25 protein-coding genes and 2 pseudogenes are annotated in these 13,727 nt (G+C 68.9%); 19 read left to right on the top strand and 8 right to left on the bottom strand.

Going from position 1 to position 13,727, the window contains the following annotated elements; translation table 11 throughout:
• Window positions 1–6 precede the first annotated feature (6 nt).
• The 7 genes from WFQ05_RS19490 to WFQ05_RS19460 all read right to left on the bottom strand — a co-directional run bounded on the left by WFQ05_RS19490 (window position 7) and on the right by WFQ05_RS19460 (window position 3,926).
• On the bottom strand, window positions 7–495 hold the full coding sequence (locus WFQ05_RS19490) for a hypothetical protein (RefSeq protein WP_337055009.1): 489 nt from the start codon (window positions 493–495) through the stop codon (window positions 7–9).
• Window positions 492–1,013 carry a hypothetical protein gene (locus WFQ05_RS19485; protein ID WP_337055008.1) on the bottom strand — a complete coding sequence of 174 codons (522 nt, stop codon included), beginning with the start codon at window positions 1,011–1,013 and terminating at the stop codon, window positions 492–494. The genes WFQ05_RS19490 and WFQ05_RS19485 overlap by 4 nt, the downstream gene beginning before the upstream one ends.
• Window positions 1,013–1,738 carry a DUF6475 domain-containing protein gene (locus WFQ05_RS19480; RefSeq protein WP_337055006.1) on the bottom strand — a complete coding sequence of 242 codons (726 nt, stop codon included), beginning with the start codon at window positions 1,736–1,738 and terminating at the stop codon, window positions 1,013–1,015. The genes WFQ05_RS19485 and WFQ05_RS19480 overlap by 1 nt, the downstream gene beginning before the upstream one ends.
• Window positions 1,735–2,646: a helix-turn-helix domain-containing protein gene (locus tag WFQ05_RS19475; RefSeq protein ID WP_337055005.1), complete on the bottom strand. Its 912-nt coding sequence runs from the start codon at window positions 2,644–2,646 to the stop codon at window positions 1,735–1,737. Before WFQ05_RS19475 ends, WFQ05_RS19480 begins: the two co-directional genes overlap by 4 nt.
• Complete coding sequence (locus WFQ05_RS19470; protein WP_337055004.1) at window positions 2,643–2,837, bottom strand: helix-turn-helix domain-containing protein; 195 nt, start codon at window positions 2,835–2,837, stop codon at window positions 2,643–2,645. The genes WFQ05_RS19475 and WFQ05_RS19470 overlap by 4 nt, the downstream gene beginning before the upstream one ends.
• A 113-nt stretch (window positions 2,838–2,950) precedes the next feature.
• A complete protein-coding gene (locus WFQ05_RS19465; RefSeq protein WP_337055003.1) occupies window positions 2,951–3,586 on the bottom strand; it encodes a hypothetical protein in 636 nt (211 codons plus the stop codon).
• Window positions 3,587–3,707: 121 nt separating this feature from the next.
• The gene (locus WFQ05_RS19460) at window positions 3,708–3,926 is read right to left on the bottom strand and encodes a hypothetical protein (RefSeq protein WP_337055002.1); all 219 of its coding nucleotides are present in this window, start codon (window positions 3,924–3,926) and stop codon (window positions 3,708–3,710) included.
• Between the two features lie 81 nt (window positions 3,927–4,007).
• Here WFQ05_RS19460 and WFQ05_RS19455 point away from each other — a divergent pair, with 81 nt between their 5' ends.
• Window positions 4,008–4,760 (top strand): helix-turn-helix transcriptional regulator, encoded by a 753-nt coding sequence (locus tag WFQ05_RS19455; RefSeq protein WP_337055001.1) that lies wholly within the window; start codon window positions 4,008–4,010, stop codon window positions 4,758–4,760.
• A 17-nt stretch (window positions 4,761–4,777) separates the two neighbouring features.
• A complete protein-coding gene (locus WFQ05_RS19450) occupies window positions 4,778–5,134 on the top strand; it encodes a hypothetical protein (RefSeq protein WP_337055000.1) in 357 nt (118 codons plus the stop codon).
• On the opposite strand, the gene WFQ05_RS19445 is transcribed toward WFQ05_RS19450, so the two are convergent.
• The gene (locus tag WFQ05_RS19445; RefSeq protein ID WP_337054999.1) at window positions 5,131–5,670 is read right to left on the bottom strand and encodes a DUF4124 domain-containing protein; all 540 of its coding nucleotides are present in this window, start codon (window positions 5,668–5,670) and stop codon (window positions 5,131–5,133) included. The genes WFQ05_RS19450 and WFQ05_RS19445 overlap by 4 nt on opposite strands.
• 293 nt (window positions 5,671–5,963) lie before the next feature.
• Here WFQ05_RS19445 and WFQ05_RS19440 point away from each other — a divergent pair, with 293 nt between their 5' ends.
• The 17 genes and pseudogenes from WFQ05_RS19440 (at window position 5,964) to WFQ05_RS19360 (ending at window position 13,595) form a co-directional block, all read left to right on the top strand.
• The gene (locus WFQ05_RS19440) at window positions 5,964–6,407 is read left to right on the top strand and encodes a hypothetical protein (protein ID WP_337054998.1); all 444 of its coding nucleotides are present in this window, start codon (window positions 5,964–5,966) and stop codon (window positions 6,405–6,407) included.
• Window positions 6,404–6,748 (top strand): helix-turn-helix domain-containing protein, encoded by a 345-nt coding sequence (locus tag WFQ05_RS19435; RefSeq protein ID WP_337054997.1) that lies wholly within the window; start codon window positions 6,404–6,406, stop codon window positions 6,746–6,748. The genes WFQ05_RS19440 and WFQ05_RS19435 overlap by 4 nt, the downstream gene beginning before the upstream one ends.
• The gene (locus WFQ05_RS19430; protein ID WP_337054996.1) at window positions 6,745–7,092 is read left to right on the top strand and encodes a hypothetical protein; all 348 of its coding nucleotides are present in this window, start codon (window positions 6,745–6,747) and stop codon (window positions 7,090–7,092) included. Before WFQ05_RS19435 ends, WFQ05_RS19430 begins: the two co-directional genes overlap by 4 nt.
• Window positions 7,089–7,448 (top strand): hypothetical protein, encoded by a 360-nt coding sequence (locus tag WFQ05_RS19425; RefSeq protein ID WP_337054995.1) that lies wholly within the window; start codon window positions 7,089–7,091, stop codon window positions 7,446–7,448. The genes WFQ05_RS19430 and WFQ05_RS19425 overlap by 4 nt, the downstream gene beginning before the upstream one ends.
• Entirely contained in the window at window positions 7,445–7,660 is a 216-nt protein-coding gene (locus WFQ05_RS19420) for a hypothetical protein (RefSeq protein WP_337054993.1), read from the top strand. Before WFQ05_RS19425 ends, WFQ05_RS19420 begins: the two co-directional genes overlap by 4 nt.
• Window positions 7,648–7,899, top strand: coding sequence for a hypothetical protein (locus WFQ05_RS19415; RefSeq protein ID WP_337054992.1), 252 nt, complete (start codon window positions 7,648–7,650; stop codon window positions 7,897–7,899). The genes WFQ05_RS19420 and WFQ05_RS19415 overlap by 13 nt, the downstream gene beginning before the upstream one ends.
• On the top strand, window positions 7,896–8,042 hold the full coding sequence (locus WFQ05_RS19410) for a hypothetical protein (protein ID WP_337054991.1): 147 nt from the start codon (window positions 7,896–7,898) through the stop codon (window positions 8,040–8,042). Before WFQ05_RS19415 ends, WFQ05_RS19410 begins: the two co-directional genes overlap by 4 nt.
• Window positions 8,042–8,938, top strand: a pseudogene (locus WFQ05_RS19405) (recombination-associated protein RdgC); the annotation flags it as partial. The gene WFQ05_RS19410 and the pseudogene WFQ05_RS19405, both read left to right, overlap by 1 nt.
• Window positions 8,939–9,043: 105 nt before the next feature.
• Window positions 9,044–9,238, top strand: a pseudogene (locus tag WFQ05_RS19400) (DNA translocase FtsK); the annotation flags it as partial.
• Between the two features lie 227 nt (window positions 9,239–9,465).
• Window positions 9,466–10,221 (top strand): hypothetical protein, encoded by a 756-nt coding sequence (locus WFQ05_RS19395; RefSeq protein WP_337054990.1) that lies wholly within the window; start codon window positions 9,466–9,468, stop codon window positions 10,219–10,221.
• A complete protein-coding gene (locus WFQ05_RS19390) occupies window positions 10,221–10,709 on the top strand; it encodes a DUF1643 domain-containing protein (protein WP_337054989.1) in 489 nt (162 codons plus the stop codon). The genes WFQ05_RS19395 and WFQ05_RS19390 overlap by 1 nt, the downstream gene beginning before the upstream one ends.
• Window positions 10,709–10,957 carry a hypothetical protein gene (locus WFQ05_RS19385; RefSeq protein WP_337054988.1) on the top strand — a complete coding sequence of 83 codons (249 nt, stop codon included), beginning with the start codon at window positions 10,709–10,711 and terminating at the stop codon, window positions 10,955–10,957. The genes WFQ05_RS19390 and WFQ05_RS19385 overlap by 1 nt, the downstream gene beginning before the upstream one ends.
• Window positions 10,957–11,394, top strand: a complete 438-nt coding sequence (locus tag WFQ05_RS19380; RefSeq protein ID WP_337054987.1) for a hypothetical protein — start codon at window positions 10,957–10,959, stop codon at window positions 11,392–11,394. The genes WFQ05_RS19385 and WFQ05_RS19380 overlap by 1 nt, the downstream gene beginning before the upstream one ends.
• Complete coding sequence (locus WFQ05_RS19375) at window positions 11,382–12,107, top strand: phage antirepressor KilAC domain-containing protein (protein WP_337054986.1); 726 nt, start codon at window positions 11,382–11,384, stop codon at window positions 12,105–12,107. Before WFQ05_RS19380 ends, WFQ05_RS19375 begins: the two co-directional genes overlap by 13 nt.
• Window positions 12,100–12,276: a hypothetical protein gene (locus WFQ05_RS19370; RefSeq protein ID WP_337054985.1), complete on the top strand. Its 177-nt coding sequence runs from the start codon at window positions 12,100–12,102 to the stop codon at window positions 12,274–12,276. The genes WFQ05_RS19375 and WFQ05_RS19370 overlap by 8 nt, the downstream gene beginning before the upstream one ends.
• Window positions 12,276–12,473: a hypothetical protein gene (locus WFQ05_RS19365; protein ID WP_337054984.1), complete on the top strand. Its 198-nt coding sequence runs from the start codon at window positions 12,276–12,278 to the stop codon at window positions 12,471–12,473. The genes WFQ05_RS19370 and WFQ05_RS19365 overlap by 1 nt, the downstream gene beginning before the upstream one ends.
• Window positions 12,474–12,479: 6 nt before the next feature.
• Window positions 12,480–13,595 (top strand): tyrosine-type recombinase/integrase, encoded by a 1,116-nt coding sequence (locus WFQ05_RS19360; RefSeq protein WP_337054983.1) that lies wholly within the window; start codon window positions 12,480–12,482, stop codon window positions 13,593–13,595.
• The last annotated feature ends 132 nt before the right edge of the window (window positions 13,596–13,727 follow it).

The following is a 13,727-nucleotide window of genomic DNA, read 5'->3' as shown; positions in this document are numbered from 1 at the left end:
GTGCGGTCAGCCGAAGTCCTCGAACTTCCAGCTGCTGCCGTCCTTCTGGACGGCGATGAATCGGAACGGGAAGAGCGCGGCGGCCACCTTGACCTTGACCCGCGCGTCCTCCTCCCAGTAGCCCTTAACCTCGTGCGCCTCAAGCTCGCTGTTGGCCAGCTGCACGAAGAAGTCCACGGTCAGCGTGGTCTTCGGGGCGAGCTGCAGGCGGATGGCCTCGAACTTCCACCAGAGCACCTCGCCGGTGGCGATGCGCGCGTCCAGGTACTGGGCGTAGGCGGCCTCGGTCTTGTTCATTTCTCCGGCGACGTGGCGCGGCCGCGCGCGGGCCACGGTCTTGCCGGCGGCCAGATCTCCACCCTGCTTCGCCGCTGGCACCGGCTTGTACGGGCGCGGGGAGGCAGCCTGGCGCGCGTCGTGCGCGTCCACGGCGCGTGCCACGCCCGGCGGCATGTCGGCCCGGGTCGCGTATCTCAGGGCGCGCTTCCCGCTCATCGGCTGGCACCGCGGGCCCGGCGCGACTGCGCGAGCCGCTCGAACTGGCTGCGCGCCTGCTCGCGCAGCTTGTCCAGCTCCGCGGCGACCACTTCGGTCGCGCTGCGCAGCGTCTCGAGCGAGGCCTGGGTGCGCGCGATCCCCTCGACCAGCGGCATGAGGTCTTCATCGCCGATCGGCAGCGCCGCCTGCAGGGGCTGCTGGTCCTGCGGCGGCTTCGGGAAGGGATAGCCGGCGGCGCGGTGGCCGACCAGCGTCCACACGGGCTCGGAGCGGCCGCTGCGCGGGTTGTGCCGGTACTGGTCGGCCACCATGCCCTGCCCCTTCAGTTCCTTCAGCAGGCCGCCCACGCGCGGGCCCTGCCAACCGTCCAGGCCTTCCTTGCCGTGCTTCAGCAGGGCTTGGCCCCCGGCCTGCTCATGGATCTCCGCCGCGCTGATGGCGTCGGTTGCGTTGTGCAGCGCCCAGAGCACCAGCTCGCGGTGGTACGGGCGGAGGTTGACCGGCTCGATGGCCATCAGGCGGCGTCCTCACGGGCTGTGGTGGAGATCTGCTGGAGGACCCCTGCCCAGGACGGCATCTCGGCCCGAGCGCCCGCCGGCGAGGACAGGCGTGGCGCGGCGGCGGCCGGCGCGGGATCGAGCTTGGTGAGGGCGTGACGCGACGACGCTGAGCCGTTGGCCAGGACCAGCCGCGCGCCCTCGGCGTCGCCCACCAGCACCGGTGGCGGCGGCGGCAGACCGATCTGTGCGTAGACCGCGTCTGGTGACCGATCGCCGGCGAGGCGGCGCGGGAACTCACCGAGGTCGCCGCGGTTGACGTAGCCGCTGTATGCCGTGATGAACCGATGCTGGGCGTAGCTGAGCTTGTCGGCTTCGGTCCGGCACGTCGCCGGCCAGCCGCCGAGGTCTTCGATGACCGCGTGAATGATCGGGTCGTCGAACACGACGTCGGTGTAGGCACCCACGCGGCTGCAGGCGTCGAACACCAGGCTCCAGGCGCGCGAGGCGCGGTCGCTGGCGGTGCCCTGCAGTTCGCGCACCAGGTCAGCCGGCTTCGGTGCGAACTGGCCGCGCTCCGGGTTCGTGGTGTGGCGGCTCAGCGCGCGCTGGACGTCCTGCAGCGAGAACGGCCTGCACGCCTCCCACCACACCGACAGGCCGAACGTCGTGACCGGCTTGTCGAAAAACGCCAGGACCTCGGTGATGAGCTCGGCGAAGCGAGGGCGGTCGGCCGCGTTCATGGCCGCTCCTCGTGCTGCTGGTCCAGCCACTCGGCGGCAACGGAGCGGTTGCTTTGCTGTAGCGCTGCGCCGGTCTGCCGGCCACCGCGCCGCCCGGCCCTTGCCTGCGGAGGCGACACCGGCGCCGGCGCACTGCCTTCCAGGAACTGGCTGAGGGCCGCGGCGACGATGTAGCCCGCCGACTTGTCGGGGTACAGGTCAGCCATCGCGACGAAGTGCTCGAGCGGCGTGCCGGCTGCGACCGCCGCGATCAGCTTTGGGTTCATCGCGTTGAGCCGCATGCTCGGGTGGCGGCGCCGAAGCGCGACCACGACGCGCCCTGGCGTCAGCTCGCTGCTGTCACCGACGGCAGCGTCGTGCGCCTGCGCGCCACCTTGCGGATCTGAGGGTTCTTGGGGGTTCCCTTTGGGTTCAATGGGGGTTGCTTTATAGGGGTGCAGATCCTGCACCGGTCCGGTGCCGCTGCCGCACCGGTCCGGTGCCGCTGCCGCACCGGTCAGTGCATCACCCGCACCGGTGCCGATTTCGCGCTGGTGCAGATCCTGCACCGGTGCCGATTTCGCACCGGTAGAGCGGGCCTGCGCAGCCTTGAAGCTGTCCGCGGCCAGCACGCGGTTGTGCTCGATCCCATCGACGTCGAGGCTCAGCTGGCGCAGCAGTCGCTCGTCCAGCCGGAAGAGCACACGTTGGCCTGACATCTCCGTGCGGGTCAGGAAGCCTTCGGTCTCCAGATCGGCGAGGCACTGGAAAACGGTACGCCGGCCCATACTGCAGCGGCGCTCGATCGTCGCGATGCGCGGGTAGCATTCGCCGTTGTCGTTGGCCTGGTCGGCGAGCGACAGGAGCACCATCTTGCGGCTCGCCGGCACATCGGCGTCCCACACCAGTTGCATGAGCTTGATGCTCACAGGGGCAGGCCCCCGTGGCGGTTGTGTGGATCGATGCCGCAGGCTTCCGCGTATGCGGCCGTCCAGCGATACGCAGTCGCCTCGGAGCACCCGAAATGCGTCATCACCGCGCCGACGGTGGGAAACTGATCCTGCTGGATCACCCACATCACGAACTTCATGGCGATCGCGATGCGGCCGTATCCGGCCATCGTGTGCCTCGGCTTACCCCTCGAAACGGACGGATTCGCAGACGCGCTCCATGTCTTCTCGTTCGCCTTCGTGCGAGCAATGGCGCGGCCCAGGGAAGCCCGCAGCTCCGTGTTCACCGGATCGCCCTCACGTTCCTGGCCTGGGCCGGATCCGCCGCGCCGTGCTGGGTGACGGACTGGATGGCGTGGCTGAGTGACGCGGCGAACGTCGCCAGCTCGGCGGTCAGGTCGCCGTACTCCTTCTGCGCGGCGAGCAGCTGCGGCAGGTCCTCGGCCGTGACCTGGTCGTCGGCCATGACCTCCGCGATCGCCTGCAGCATCTGGCCAAACTCGATCGTCGCGCGGGCGGTGCACAGCGCGCGCGCGGCGCGCTGCGAGGCCGGGGCCTTGGCGCCGAGGAACCCGTACCGCTGCGCCAATTCGCGCTCGCAGTCCAGCCGATGCTGAGGCGGCAGCGCCGCGACCCAGCTCTCCTCCAGGTCGGCCGGCAGCTTCACCTGACCACGCAGGAAGCGCGTGACGATCTGGAGGTTGGCTTTCTCGGCCTTGACTATCGAGTCGACCGTGGTGCCCTTGTGGAATTCGACGATGCGGTCCGGCGCGGCCACGCGCGCCTGGTATTCGTCCGCCACGCGGCTCGCGAACGCCTGCATCGTCAGGCCGGTCGCGCGGAAGGTCGCCTCGGTGTGCCGGAAGATGATCCGGGAGCGTGGCTCACTCGGCTTATGAGGATTGGGCGTCATGTACATGAACTCGCTCTGGAAGGAAGCTGTGCGCCAAGGACGAAGCGACACGGAGTCGGAAAATGGGGAATCGCCAGGAAGGCGAGGCGCAGGGAAGCGCCGCGGGTGAGCGGGCCGGCCACGTGGGTCAGGCCGCCCTGCCCTCAGCGCCGGCGCGAGCAGCGCCGAGCTCTTCGGGAAACAGGTCCGGGCGCTTGGCCATCAGCTCCCACTGCCGCCCCTCGGGAAGAGGCTCGTCCTCCGGCCAGCGGCTGACCGCCTGCCGGGTCGTCGAGAAGAAAGTGGCAAGCTCGCTATCGCGTTCGATAGCGAGCCGCTGCTTGGCCTGCCGCTTGGTGATGTCCATGCGCCGAAGTAAATCATCGTTTACTTTTGCGGTCAATGGGGGTCAACCGCTATTTACTGATTCTCGTCAACCATGGTTGACATGAGCATCGGCGAGCGGTTGATGGAACTGCGGAAGGCTGCTGGATTGACCCAGGCGGCCATGGGCGCGATTGCCGGCACGACCAAGCAGTACGTGTCCCAACTCGAGAATGGCACCAACCAGGTGCCAAACGGCCTGATGATGGAAGCCTGGGCGCGCCACTTCGGGGTGACGCAGCAATGGCTGGCCACCGGCACGGGCGCGCGGTTCTCGGTCTCGGAACCGACCGGGGATTACCGCATTGGTCGCGGTACTGAGCTGCTCGCCCCCCGTGAAGCTGAGCGACCAGCCCGGCCGGCGCGCGATGCCTATGCACAGTCGATTCCCGCAGCTGCGTTCACTTCACGCCTGCAGCGCGGGATGGCCAGCGCCGGCTTCGATGCGGCGAGCCTGGCGTCGGAAGCCGGAGTAGATCCGGCCTCCGTGCAGTATCTGATCTCTGGATCGCCTGACCTTGAAAAGCTGTCAGCCATCACGCTTTTCAAGGTTGCCCACGCGATCGACATGACCGGATATGAGCTGCTCACCGGCGAACCTGAAGTGCAGCGCGACACCGCCGTGGCGCAATCTCAGTCGGTGCAACTCGACCACTGGAGGATGGCTTTCCAGCTGGTGGCGGATTTCCTCGACGGCGAGGATCTGATGCTGCCACCCTCCAAGCACGCCGAGGTGACGCTACTCGTGCATGACCTGCTGCTTGAGGGATTGCCCAGGGCGAAAGTGCTGCAGTTCGTCCGTGCCGCAGCGGCCTAGGCCGCCACAGGGAAGCCATGAACGAGAAGGTCTCACAGCTCCGCCGACTGATCGCGGAGGCCTCGCCGCGCCGACAGGCGCCGTCAGCCGCGCAGCAGGCGGCCGAGCGAGCGTATGACTATTTCGCTGCCAATGAACCAGCTCAGCCCGCGCTGGACACGTCGCCACGGGCCAAAGCCGTGCGCGAGATCATGCGCATCGTGGTGTGGCGCAATGCCGAAATCGCACTGACTATGGCTTTGGACAAGATGAACGCGGCATCCGTGACCGACTTGCCGGATGACAAGTTGGCGTCTCTGCTCGAGAGCATGCGGCAGATCGAGCTGTGTGCTGAAACCGGCGCCGGCTCGCCCTTCGCGCCGCCAGCGACCTAGTGGGCGGGCGCGTAGCGCTTCTCGATCGCCCGCTCGGCCTCAGCGCGCTGGTCTCCGCACCTCTGGCGCTCCGCATTCATCGACGTGTCCGCTGCGGAGCGCTCCTGCGCGATGGACTGCTGAAGCGAGGCAATCTGCGTGCGCAGGCCGCTTTCGAAAGTGGCCCCGGCCAGGTTGTTGTTGGCGCGGGCCGCGCGCGCGTTGAGGCGCGAGATCTGCGCCTGGTACTCCGCCACCCGCTGGTTCGATGAACCGTAAATCCTGCTGTTCGCCGCGCTGAGGCAGTTCTGCTCTGCGATACCCGCGCTGCTCAAGTCCGTGGACTTGAAGACGGCTTGCCGATTCGCGATCTCGCCTTCGGTCAAGGTCGCGGCGCGGGTTCCTTGAACCTTGACCGGTTGCGCGTCCGGGCTGCACGGGCTGCTCTGGTAGGCAGTGCCTCCGTCCTTCCCCTTGCACTTGTACACCGCCTGCGCATGCGCGCCGCCAGCTACGAATGCCAGGACCGCCACCGCGGCCAATGCTGATCGCTTCATCGTCTCCCCGTGCGCTCCATGCGCTCGTCCCGGCTGCTCCCGGCTCCCGCGATCATCGCGCCCCGCCCCTCCTCGTTCAAGGAGACCTGATCCTCAAATCGGCAGCTGCGCTGTCCTACCAAGGCCCTGAAGCGGCTCCGTTCAGTAAATTGTTGTTGACTCTTCTGGGTAAACGATGATTTACTTTCACCGTCGGCGAACGCCGGCGGCGGCGAGCGGGCCGCCGGGTGTGCACCCTCCCCTGTGCGCACACCTGATCGCCCGCCGCCCGCCTCAACTCCCGGAGGCAGGCCATGCATCACCCAGCAGCACCCAACCAACACCCGCAGCGGCGCCGCCCGCTGATCTCCCGCCAGGACCTCGCGTTCATCGCCATCTTCATGGCCGCCCTGGTGCTCAGCACCGCGCTGCCGGTGAAGGCCGGCCAGATCTCCCCCCTGCCCGTCACGGACGCGCGGACCTGCGCGGCGGTGGCGGTCTACGCCATGGGCACCGAGCCGACGTGGGAAGAGCGCGCGGCGCGCGCCCTGGAGGCTCTGGGCCATGCCGACGCCCGTGGACAGCTGCCCGACTGCGGCCAGGCCCTGAAGGCCGCAGTGAAGGCTGGCCTGAGCGTCACGCGCTGGCAGGTATCGCTCGCGCTGGTCGACGCGGCGCGCGACGCGCTGTCCGAAGGCAAGGCCGCGGCCACGTGTGGCTTTGCGCGCGCGGCGGCGCTGCCGGGAGGTGCGCGTTGAACGCCACCGACACCCCGTCGCCGGACTTCCCCGAAGTCGCCGGCCTGGCCGACCGCGTGCATGCGCTTCAGCCGCTCACCAAGTTCGAGCGCCGCATCCTGGACCGCCTCATGGAGTCGCCGGAGCAGCCGGTCGCCTACGCCGCCACGCAACTGGCGATGTACGGCACGCAGGTCCACGGGCACGTCACCAGCAACGTGACGCAGGTGATGGTCTGCCGCCTGCGCAAGAAGATGGCCGCCGCCAGGCAGGGCTGGACCATCGCCACCGACAGGCAGCAAGGCTACCGCCTGGCCAAGTCCGAGCAGAACGCGCAGGCCGCGCAGGACGGTGCCGCGTGAACGCCACCGACAACGACAGACCGCTGCGCGCATGGATCTTGCTCGAGACCTACGAGGGCTTGCTGCTTGAGGTCTCGAAGAACTCCGCCCGGCAATTCCTCGACAAGCCGTGGACCGCCAAGCTTCACCTGCGCCCGACTGAGGCAATGCATGGCCTGTTGAAGGGCTACGAAGTGGGTCGGGCCTGGTCAGACGAGGCGCCATGCCTCCTGGATTATCAACCCGAGGAATCGGACGTGTGTCTGTTTCTGGGCAGCTCCATGTTCTCGGTAACGAGGCCGGAAGCGGCGCGCTTCGCAGCGTGGCTCTCCCAGCTTCAGGATGCTGCGGAGCAGACGTCATGAAGGCCTGGACCGAGAACCACACCTTCGCGGCGTGCGTGCTGCTGGCGGCGCTGGGCTTCGTCCTGGCGCTCGACGACACGTCGCCCGGCGGCTTCGGCCAGCGCCTGAGCGCCGCGCTGTCGCCAGCGGATCAATCGAACACACAGAGCGGGGTTAACCGTGGTGTGCCCACGGGTGCGAGTCAGGCCTATCCGGTCAGTGCTGCGGGAAAACCGGATACCGATACAGGCGCGCCGCAGCGCACACCCCCATACGAAGACGGCCAGCCTGGACTGCGACAGGCTGGAGGAAGCGAAGGCCCGGCCGCGCAGGAGGAAACCCGGCCGGGGCATGGATATCTGGCGGTACAGCCGTGAGCGGGTTCGAGTGGGGGCCCAACGAGCGCGAGCTGGTCGAGGCGTCGCGCGACATCGGCTGCATCTGCGAGTTCAACGGCGCCGCGACGAGGGCTCTCGGCCATGTCGTGGCCGGGACGGGCAAGGCGGTGGATGAACTGACCGTAGGCGAGCTGCGCGCGCTGGTGCGCGCGAACGACCCTGATGCGGAGCTGCCGGCATGCCTGAGGTGACGCTACTGCCGCACGTCAAGGGACAGCCGCGCCTGGATGCCATCGTCTTCCGGGGCACGGAGCGGACCATGACGCCAGAGCGGCGCCTCGAGCGCTACCGGCTCGCATGCGCCCTCTGCGCGCCGGCGACGCTGTTCGTCAGGCGCATGGCCGGGCAGCGCGTGCGTGCTGACCTGCGCGCCGGCCGTATGCCAGCCGCCGGGGGCGCCGACGCGGCCACGGGGGCGCCACCCCTATGAACTTCCGCAACTTCCGGGTTTCCGTCCCCGGCGCTCTTCCGCTCGAGTTCTCAGCCGCCGACTTCGGCGCGGCCGAGCTCGAAGCCATCCGTTATCTCGGCCTGCACGCGCTGCCGGCCGGCTCCACCATCGAGGTGCTCTGATGTTCTTCAAGAACCTGGTGCTGCTGCGCTTCCCGACCACGCTCGACCTCTCCGAGATCGACGACCAGGTGGCGCAGGCGCCGCTCAAGCCGGTGGGCCCGCTGGAGATGAGCTCCCGCGGCTTCATCAGCCCCTTCGGCCGAAACGAGGAGGTCGCCACGCACCGCGTCGGCGATGCGATCTGGCTCAGCGTCGGCGGCGAGAACAAGCTCCTGCCCGGCGCGGTCGTGAATGACATGCTGGCCCGGAAGCTGGACGAACTCGAGGCCAAGGAGGGGCGCCGGCCCGGCGGCAAGACGCGCAAGCGGCTCAAGGACGACCTGCTGCACGACCTGCTTCCGCGCGCGTTCGTTAAGCCCTCCCGCACCGACGCGCTGATCGACTGCGGTCATGGCTTCATCGCGGTGGACTGCAGCTCGCGCAAGACCGCCGCGGAAGTCGCCTCCGAGCTGCGCGCCGCCATGGGCTCCTTCCCGGCCCTGCCGCTCAGCGCGGAGACGTCGCCCCGGGCGGTGCTTACGGGCTGGCTCGCCGGCGAGCCGCTCCCGCCTGGCCTGACCCTGGGCGAGGAGTGCCAGCTCGCCGATCCGATCGAGGGCGGCGCCGCGGTGCGGTGCGTGCGGCAGGAGATCCGCAGCGAGGAGATCGACAAGCACCTGGAGGCCGGCAAGCAGTGCACGCACCTGGCGCTGAACCTGGATGACCACCTGTCCTTCGTCCTGGGCGAGGACCTGATCATCCGGAAGCTGAAGTTCCTGGATGGCGCCGTCGAGCAGCTGGACGACAACATCGACGACCACCGCGCCGAGCTCGACGCCCAGTTCGCCCTCATGGCGACGGAGATCCGGAGGCTGTTCGAGGTGCTGGCACCGGCGCTGAAGATCATCAGCGCCGACGTCGAACCGCGGGGGAGCGCGCAGAGTGCGGCTGCGCGCCCCGCGGGGGAGCCGGGCGCCGCGCCGCCGGCGCGCGTCGGCAAGGCGTCCTCAATCCTCGATCAGGACCAGTCCGACCCGCTCCTGGCTGAGGCGCGCGCGCACGTCGTCACTACTCGCAGAGCCAGCGTCGGCAACCTCATGCGCGTACTCAAGATCGGATACAACCGCGCGGCCTGGCTGATCGAAGCGCTCGAGGCTGCTGGCGTCGTCTCGCGCCATGACGCGCGCGGCCAGCGTCACGTGCTGGTGGAGGCCTGAGCCGATGAACCTCCGCATCCTCAAGAAGCTGTCGAAGCGCGCGCGGCCCCTGCTCGAGAAGCTGGTGGCCCACCACAACCTGACCCATTACATCACCCGCGATGGCGAGGACGGGAGCGTGAGCACGGTGGGCTTCGACCGGAAGCACTGGCAGCGCAATCCCGCGCGTCACGCCACAACGTTCGGCGGCGCCCTGTGCATCTCCGCACGCCGGCCCCTCGTGCGGCGTGGTCGAGCTGACCGTCCAACTGCGCCGCGCGGAGAAAGCCTCCGGCGCTCCCGGTGTCTCGGAGGCCGAGGTGCAGCAGAGAATCCGCGCGGCGGTCGCCGCGGCCTCGCCGCGCGCCGCCGGCGATGGGTCCGCCGCGCTGCGCCGCATCGCCGGGCTGGCTCAGCAGATCCTGGCCAGCTGCGAGCAGCCGGCCGGCCCTGCCGCGCCCGCGACGGCGGCGGCCGCGCCCCCTCGCGCCGCGCGCGCGCCTCGCACGGCGCCGGCGGCCGGGCTGACCGGTCCCGAGCAGCGCATCCTGGACGCGATCGCGTGGATGAACGCCATCGGCGTGCCCCAGCCCGAGCAGACAGCCGTCGCGTTCATGGCCGGCTACACAATCGGCGGGGGCGCATGGAACAACCCGCGCAGCTCGCTGCGTACCAAGGGGCTGATCGAGTACAGCGCTGTCGGGCTCACGCTGACCGACGCCGGCCGCGCCGCTGCGCGCGCGCCGCAGGTGGCGCCAGGCACTGCGGCGCTGCACGAAGCCGTGATGGCGCGCCTGCCTGGGCCCGAGCGGAAGCTGCTCTCGGTCCTGATCGAGGCCCACCCGCGTGGCTTGCCCAACGACGAGCTGGCCGCACGCGCGGGTTACGCGCCCAAGGGCGGTGCCTACAACAACCCGCGCAGTCGCCTGCGCACGCTGGGACTGGTCGAGTACCAGGCCGGCCAGGTGCGCGCGCGCGACATCCTGTTTCCGGAGGCAAGCTGATGGCCGAGTTCCACATCCGCGACGCCATGGTTTCCCCATGCGGCCGCTATCGCTACTCGCTGGGTCGGGCCGGCTTGTTGGGTTCGGGCACGGTCCTGTTCGTCATGCTCAATCCAAGCACGGCAGACGCCGACGTGGATGACCCCACGATCCGCCGGTGCGTCAGCTTCGCCGCCGGCTGGGGCTTCAACCGCCTGGAGGTGGCCAACCTGTTCGCTTTCCGCGCGACGGACCCCGTGGCCATGCTCAATGCGTTCGACCCGATCGGGCCGGAGAACAACGCGCACCTGCTCGCGGCTGCAGCGCGCGCTGACCGCATCGTGTGCGCCTGGGGCGTGAACGGACGCCACCTGCAGCGCGCCGGGCGCGTGCGCGCCATGCTCACCGGCGCCGGACATCGCCTGCACCATCTCGGCCTGACGAAAGATGGACATCCCAAGCATCCGCTCTACCTCGCCGCCGCGACCGAGCCGCAGGAGTGGGTCTGATGACCAACACGATCATCCACTGCCACCTCTCCGTGCGCGGCGCGTTGCGCTGGCCGAAGCGGGAGCTGCGGGGCATGTTCCGGAGCGCGTCGACGGGAAAACTCCTGAGCCCGGACGAGTGCCGGGAGGTTCTCTTTGACCACCTCGCCCAGGGGCATGAAGTCATCCCCTGCGGCCCCGCCTGTGAAGGCTTCGACTACAGCGGGCACGGATGCCCGGGGCATACGCAACCGCAGGAGGCTCCCTGATGGGCTGGTCAATCGGATATGACACCCGCTGGAGCCGCGACATCGGCTACGGCGTGCCGGCGCATTGCGATCACCCCAGATGCAACGCCGAGATCGATCGTGGGCTGACGCACGTGTGCGGCGAAGAGCCATACGGCGGGCCTCACGGCTGCGGCCTGTTTTTCTGCGAGCAGCACCTAGCCTATGCCCGGCGGAGCCGAGGCCGCATCAACGTCCTGCTGTGCGAGCGCTGCAGGTGCAATGAACTGCCGTTCGAGCCCAGCGCCGATCACCTGGAGTGGGTGCAGTGGAAGCTGACCGACGACAGCTGGCAGCGCTGGCGCGACGAAAACCCGGACTGGGTCGCGCAGCACGCGCACCTGGCCACGGCCGCAGAGGTGGCCGCCGACGAAGGGAACGGATGCCCGGGCGAGAAGGAGAGCCCGTGTCCAACCTGATCATCGCCAGCAACACCATTCGGCAGGACAGCACCGGCCGCTACAGCCTGAACGACCTGCACCGCGCGGCCGGCGGCGAGCAGCGGCACCAGCCGCGCTACTGGCTGGCCAACCAGCAGACCACAGAGCTGGTCGCCGCGCTGGGCGATAGCGGAAATCCGCTATCGGTCATCCGCGGCGGCGCCGACCAGGGCACCTACGTGGTGAAAGAGCTGGTCTACGCTTACGCCATGTGGATCAGCGCCGCCTTCCACCTGGCGGTCATCCGCGCCTATGACGCGCTGGTCACCCAAAAGGCCGACCCGATGGCCGTGCTGAACGATCCGGCGGCTCTGCGCAGTCTCCTGGCGCGGTACGCCGAGCGCGAGGAAGGCCTGCAGCAGCAGCTGGCCGCCCAGGCGCCGAAGGTCGAGGCGCTGGACCGTCTGGCCGCGGCGCGCGGCGCCATGTGCCTCACCGACGCGGCCAAGGCCCTGCAGATGCGCCCCAGCGACCTGATCGGGTGGATGCAGGAGCATGCCTGGATCCACAAGCGGCCCGGTACCGCCTGGCTGGCCTACCAGCCGCGGATCACCAGCGGCCTGCTCGTGCACAAGGTGATCCCGCGCGGCGAGGGCGCCGAGACGAGGATCTTCGGGCAGGTGCTGGTGACCCCGAAGGGCCTCGCCAGGCTGGCCGAGCTGCTTCAGCGCGCGGAGGTGGCTCGTGCCTGAGCAGGAGCGCCGCTACTTCCGCGACGAAGTGGACGTCTGGACCGTGATCTGTGAGGAACAGCACGCTGACGGTTGGCAGGAGGTGGGCCGGTTCTGGCCTGTGCCGCTCGACCCGGACACGGCCATCCTTCCGGCCGAGCTGCGCGGCCTGGTGATCGAGGGGGCCTGATGAAGCTCATCACGCTCCGCGTCTGGGTCCAAAAGTACTTCGCCGAGGAGAGCCGCCCGTGCGAGATCACGGCCCAGCGATGGATGCGCGCGGGGAAGGTGCCCGGCCGCAAGATCGGCGGCGAATGGTATGTCGACGAGCACGCGTGGCTGGCCAACGGCGATGAACTGGTCGCCCGGGTCCTGCAAACGGGGTAATTTCAGATGATGGGACGCACACGATCAAAGACCAGGGCAGGATGGCCCGCAAACCTGTACCCCAATCGGGACGGGTACAAGTACCGGCATCCGGTCTCCCGAAAAGAGACGTGGATGGGCCGGGACAAAGCTAAGGCTTTCGCCGCCGCGCGCCAGCTCAATGCCCTGCTCGAGCAGTCGGTGGACCTGGTCGCGAAGGTCGCAGGCGCCGGCGCATCGGTGGCCGACGCGATCGATGTGTTCCTGAAGGATGACGTGCCGGCACGGAACTGGGCGCCGAAGACGGCCGAGAACTACACCTCCATCATCAACCGGATCCGGAAGGGATTCGGCGCGATGTCCCTGGACACGCTAAGCGTCAAGGACTGCGCGACGTTCATCCGCGAGGTGACCGAGAGCGAGCGCGGGCGACAGCAGTTCCGGCTCGTGCTGGGCTGGATCCTGGCCTGCGCCGTCGAGGAAGGCTGGATCGACACGAACCCAGCGTTGGTGACGCGCAAGTTCCACCACACGCGCAAGCGGGAGCGGCTGACGAAGGAGACCTATCGCGCGATCCACGCCGCCGCGCCGGCGTGGGTGCGCCTGGCGATGGACATCAGCCTGATGACCCTCCTGCGCCGCGAGGACGTGGTGCTGCTGAAGTTCTCGGACCAGCGAGATGGCCACCTCTGGGTCGTGCCAGCGAAAACCGAGGACTCGACAGGCCTGCGCCTCAAGATCGCCGTGGACCAGGACCTGGCCGCCTTGATCGCGGGCGCGCGCGACGCGGTCGTGTCGCCCTACATCGTCCACCGGCTACCGGAAAAGGCCCGGCCGAGCGACAAGCGCGCGAAGGAGCGGGACCACCACACCCAGGTGCTGCCCGAGCAGCTCAGCCGCGCATTCGCCGTAGCGCGGGACGCCGCGCGCGCCGCCGGCGCCGACATCCCCGAGGACCACCCGCCCACGTTCCACGAGATCCGCAGCCTGGGCGGCGCGCTGCTGCGCAGCGAGAAGGGTTGGACCGAGAAGCAGGTGCAGGCGCTGATGGGCCACAGCTCGGAGGCAATGACGCGTGTATATCTCGACGGCCACGAAGTGCCGTGGAGCGAGGTCAGCACCGGCGCGGTGCGCATATCGTAGGGTGGAGATAGGGTGAGATTAAGGTGATGGTCTTTCAGCCCGCCGGCGTTGCACCGGCAACCCTTTGATTTTGAAGCTGCGATTGGTCGGGACGGCCGGATTTGAACCGACGACCCTCTGCCCCCCAGGCAG

This window comes from Pseudoxanthomonas sp. USHLN014, assembly GCF_037153335.1.
In the GTDB taxonomy this organism is placed as follows: Bacteria; Pseudomonadota; Gammaproteobacteria; order Xanthomonadales; family Xanthomonadaceae; genus Pseudoxanthomonas_A; species Pseudoxanthomonas_A winnipegensis.
This window is presented reverse-complemented; position numbering and strand designations above follow the sequence as displayed.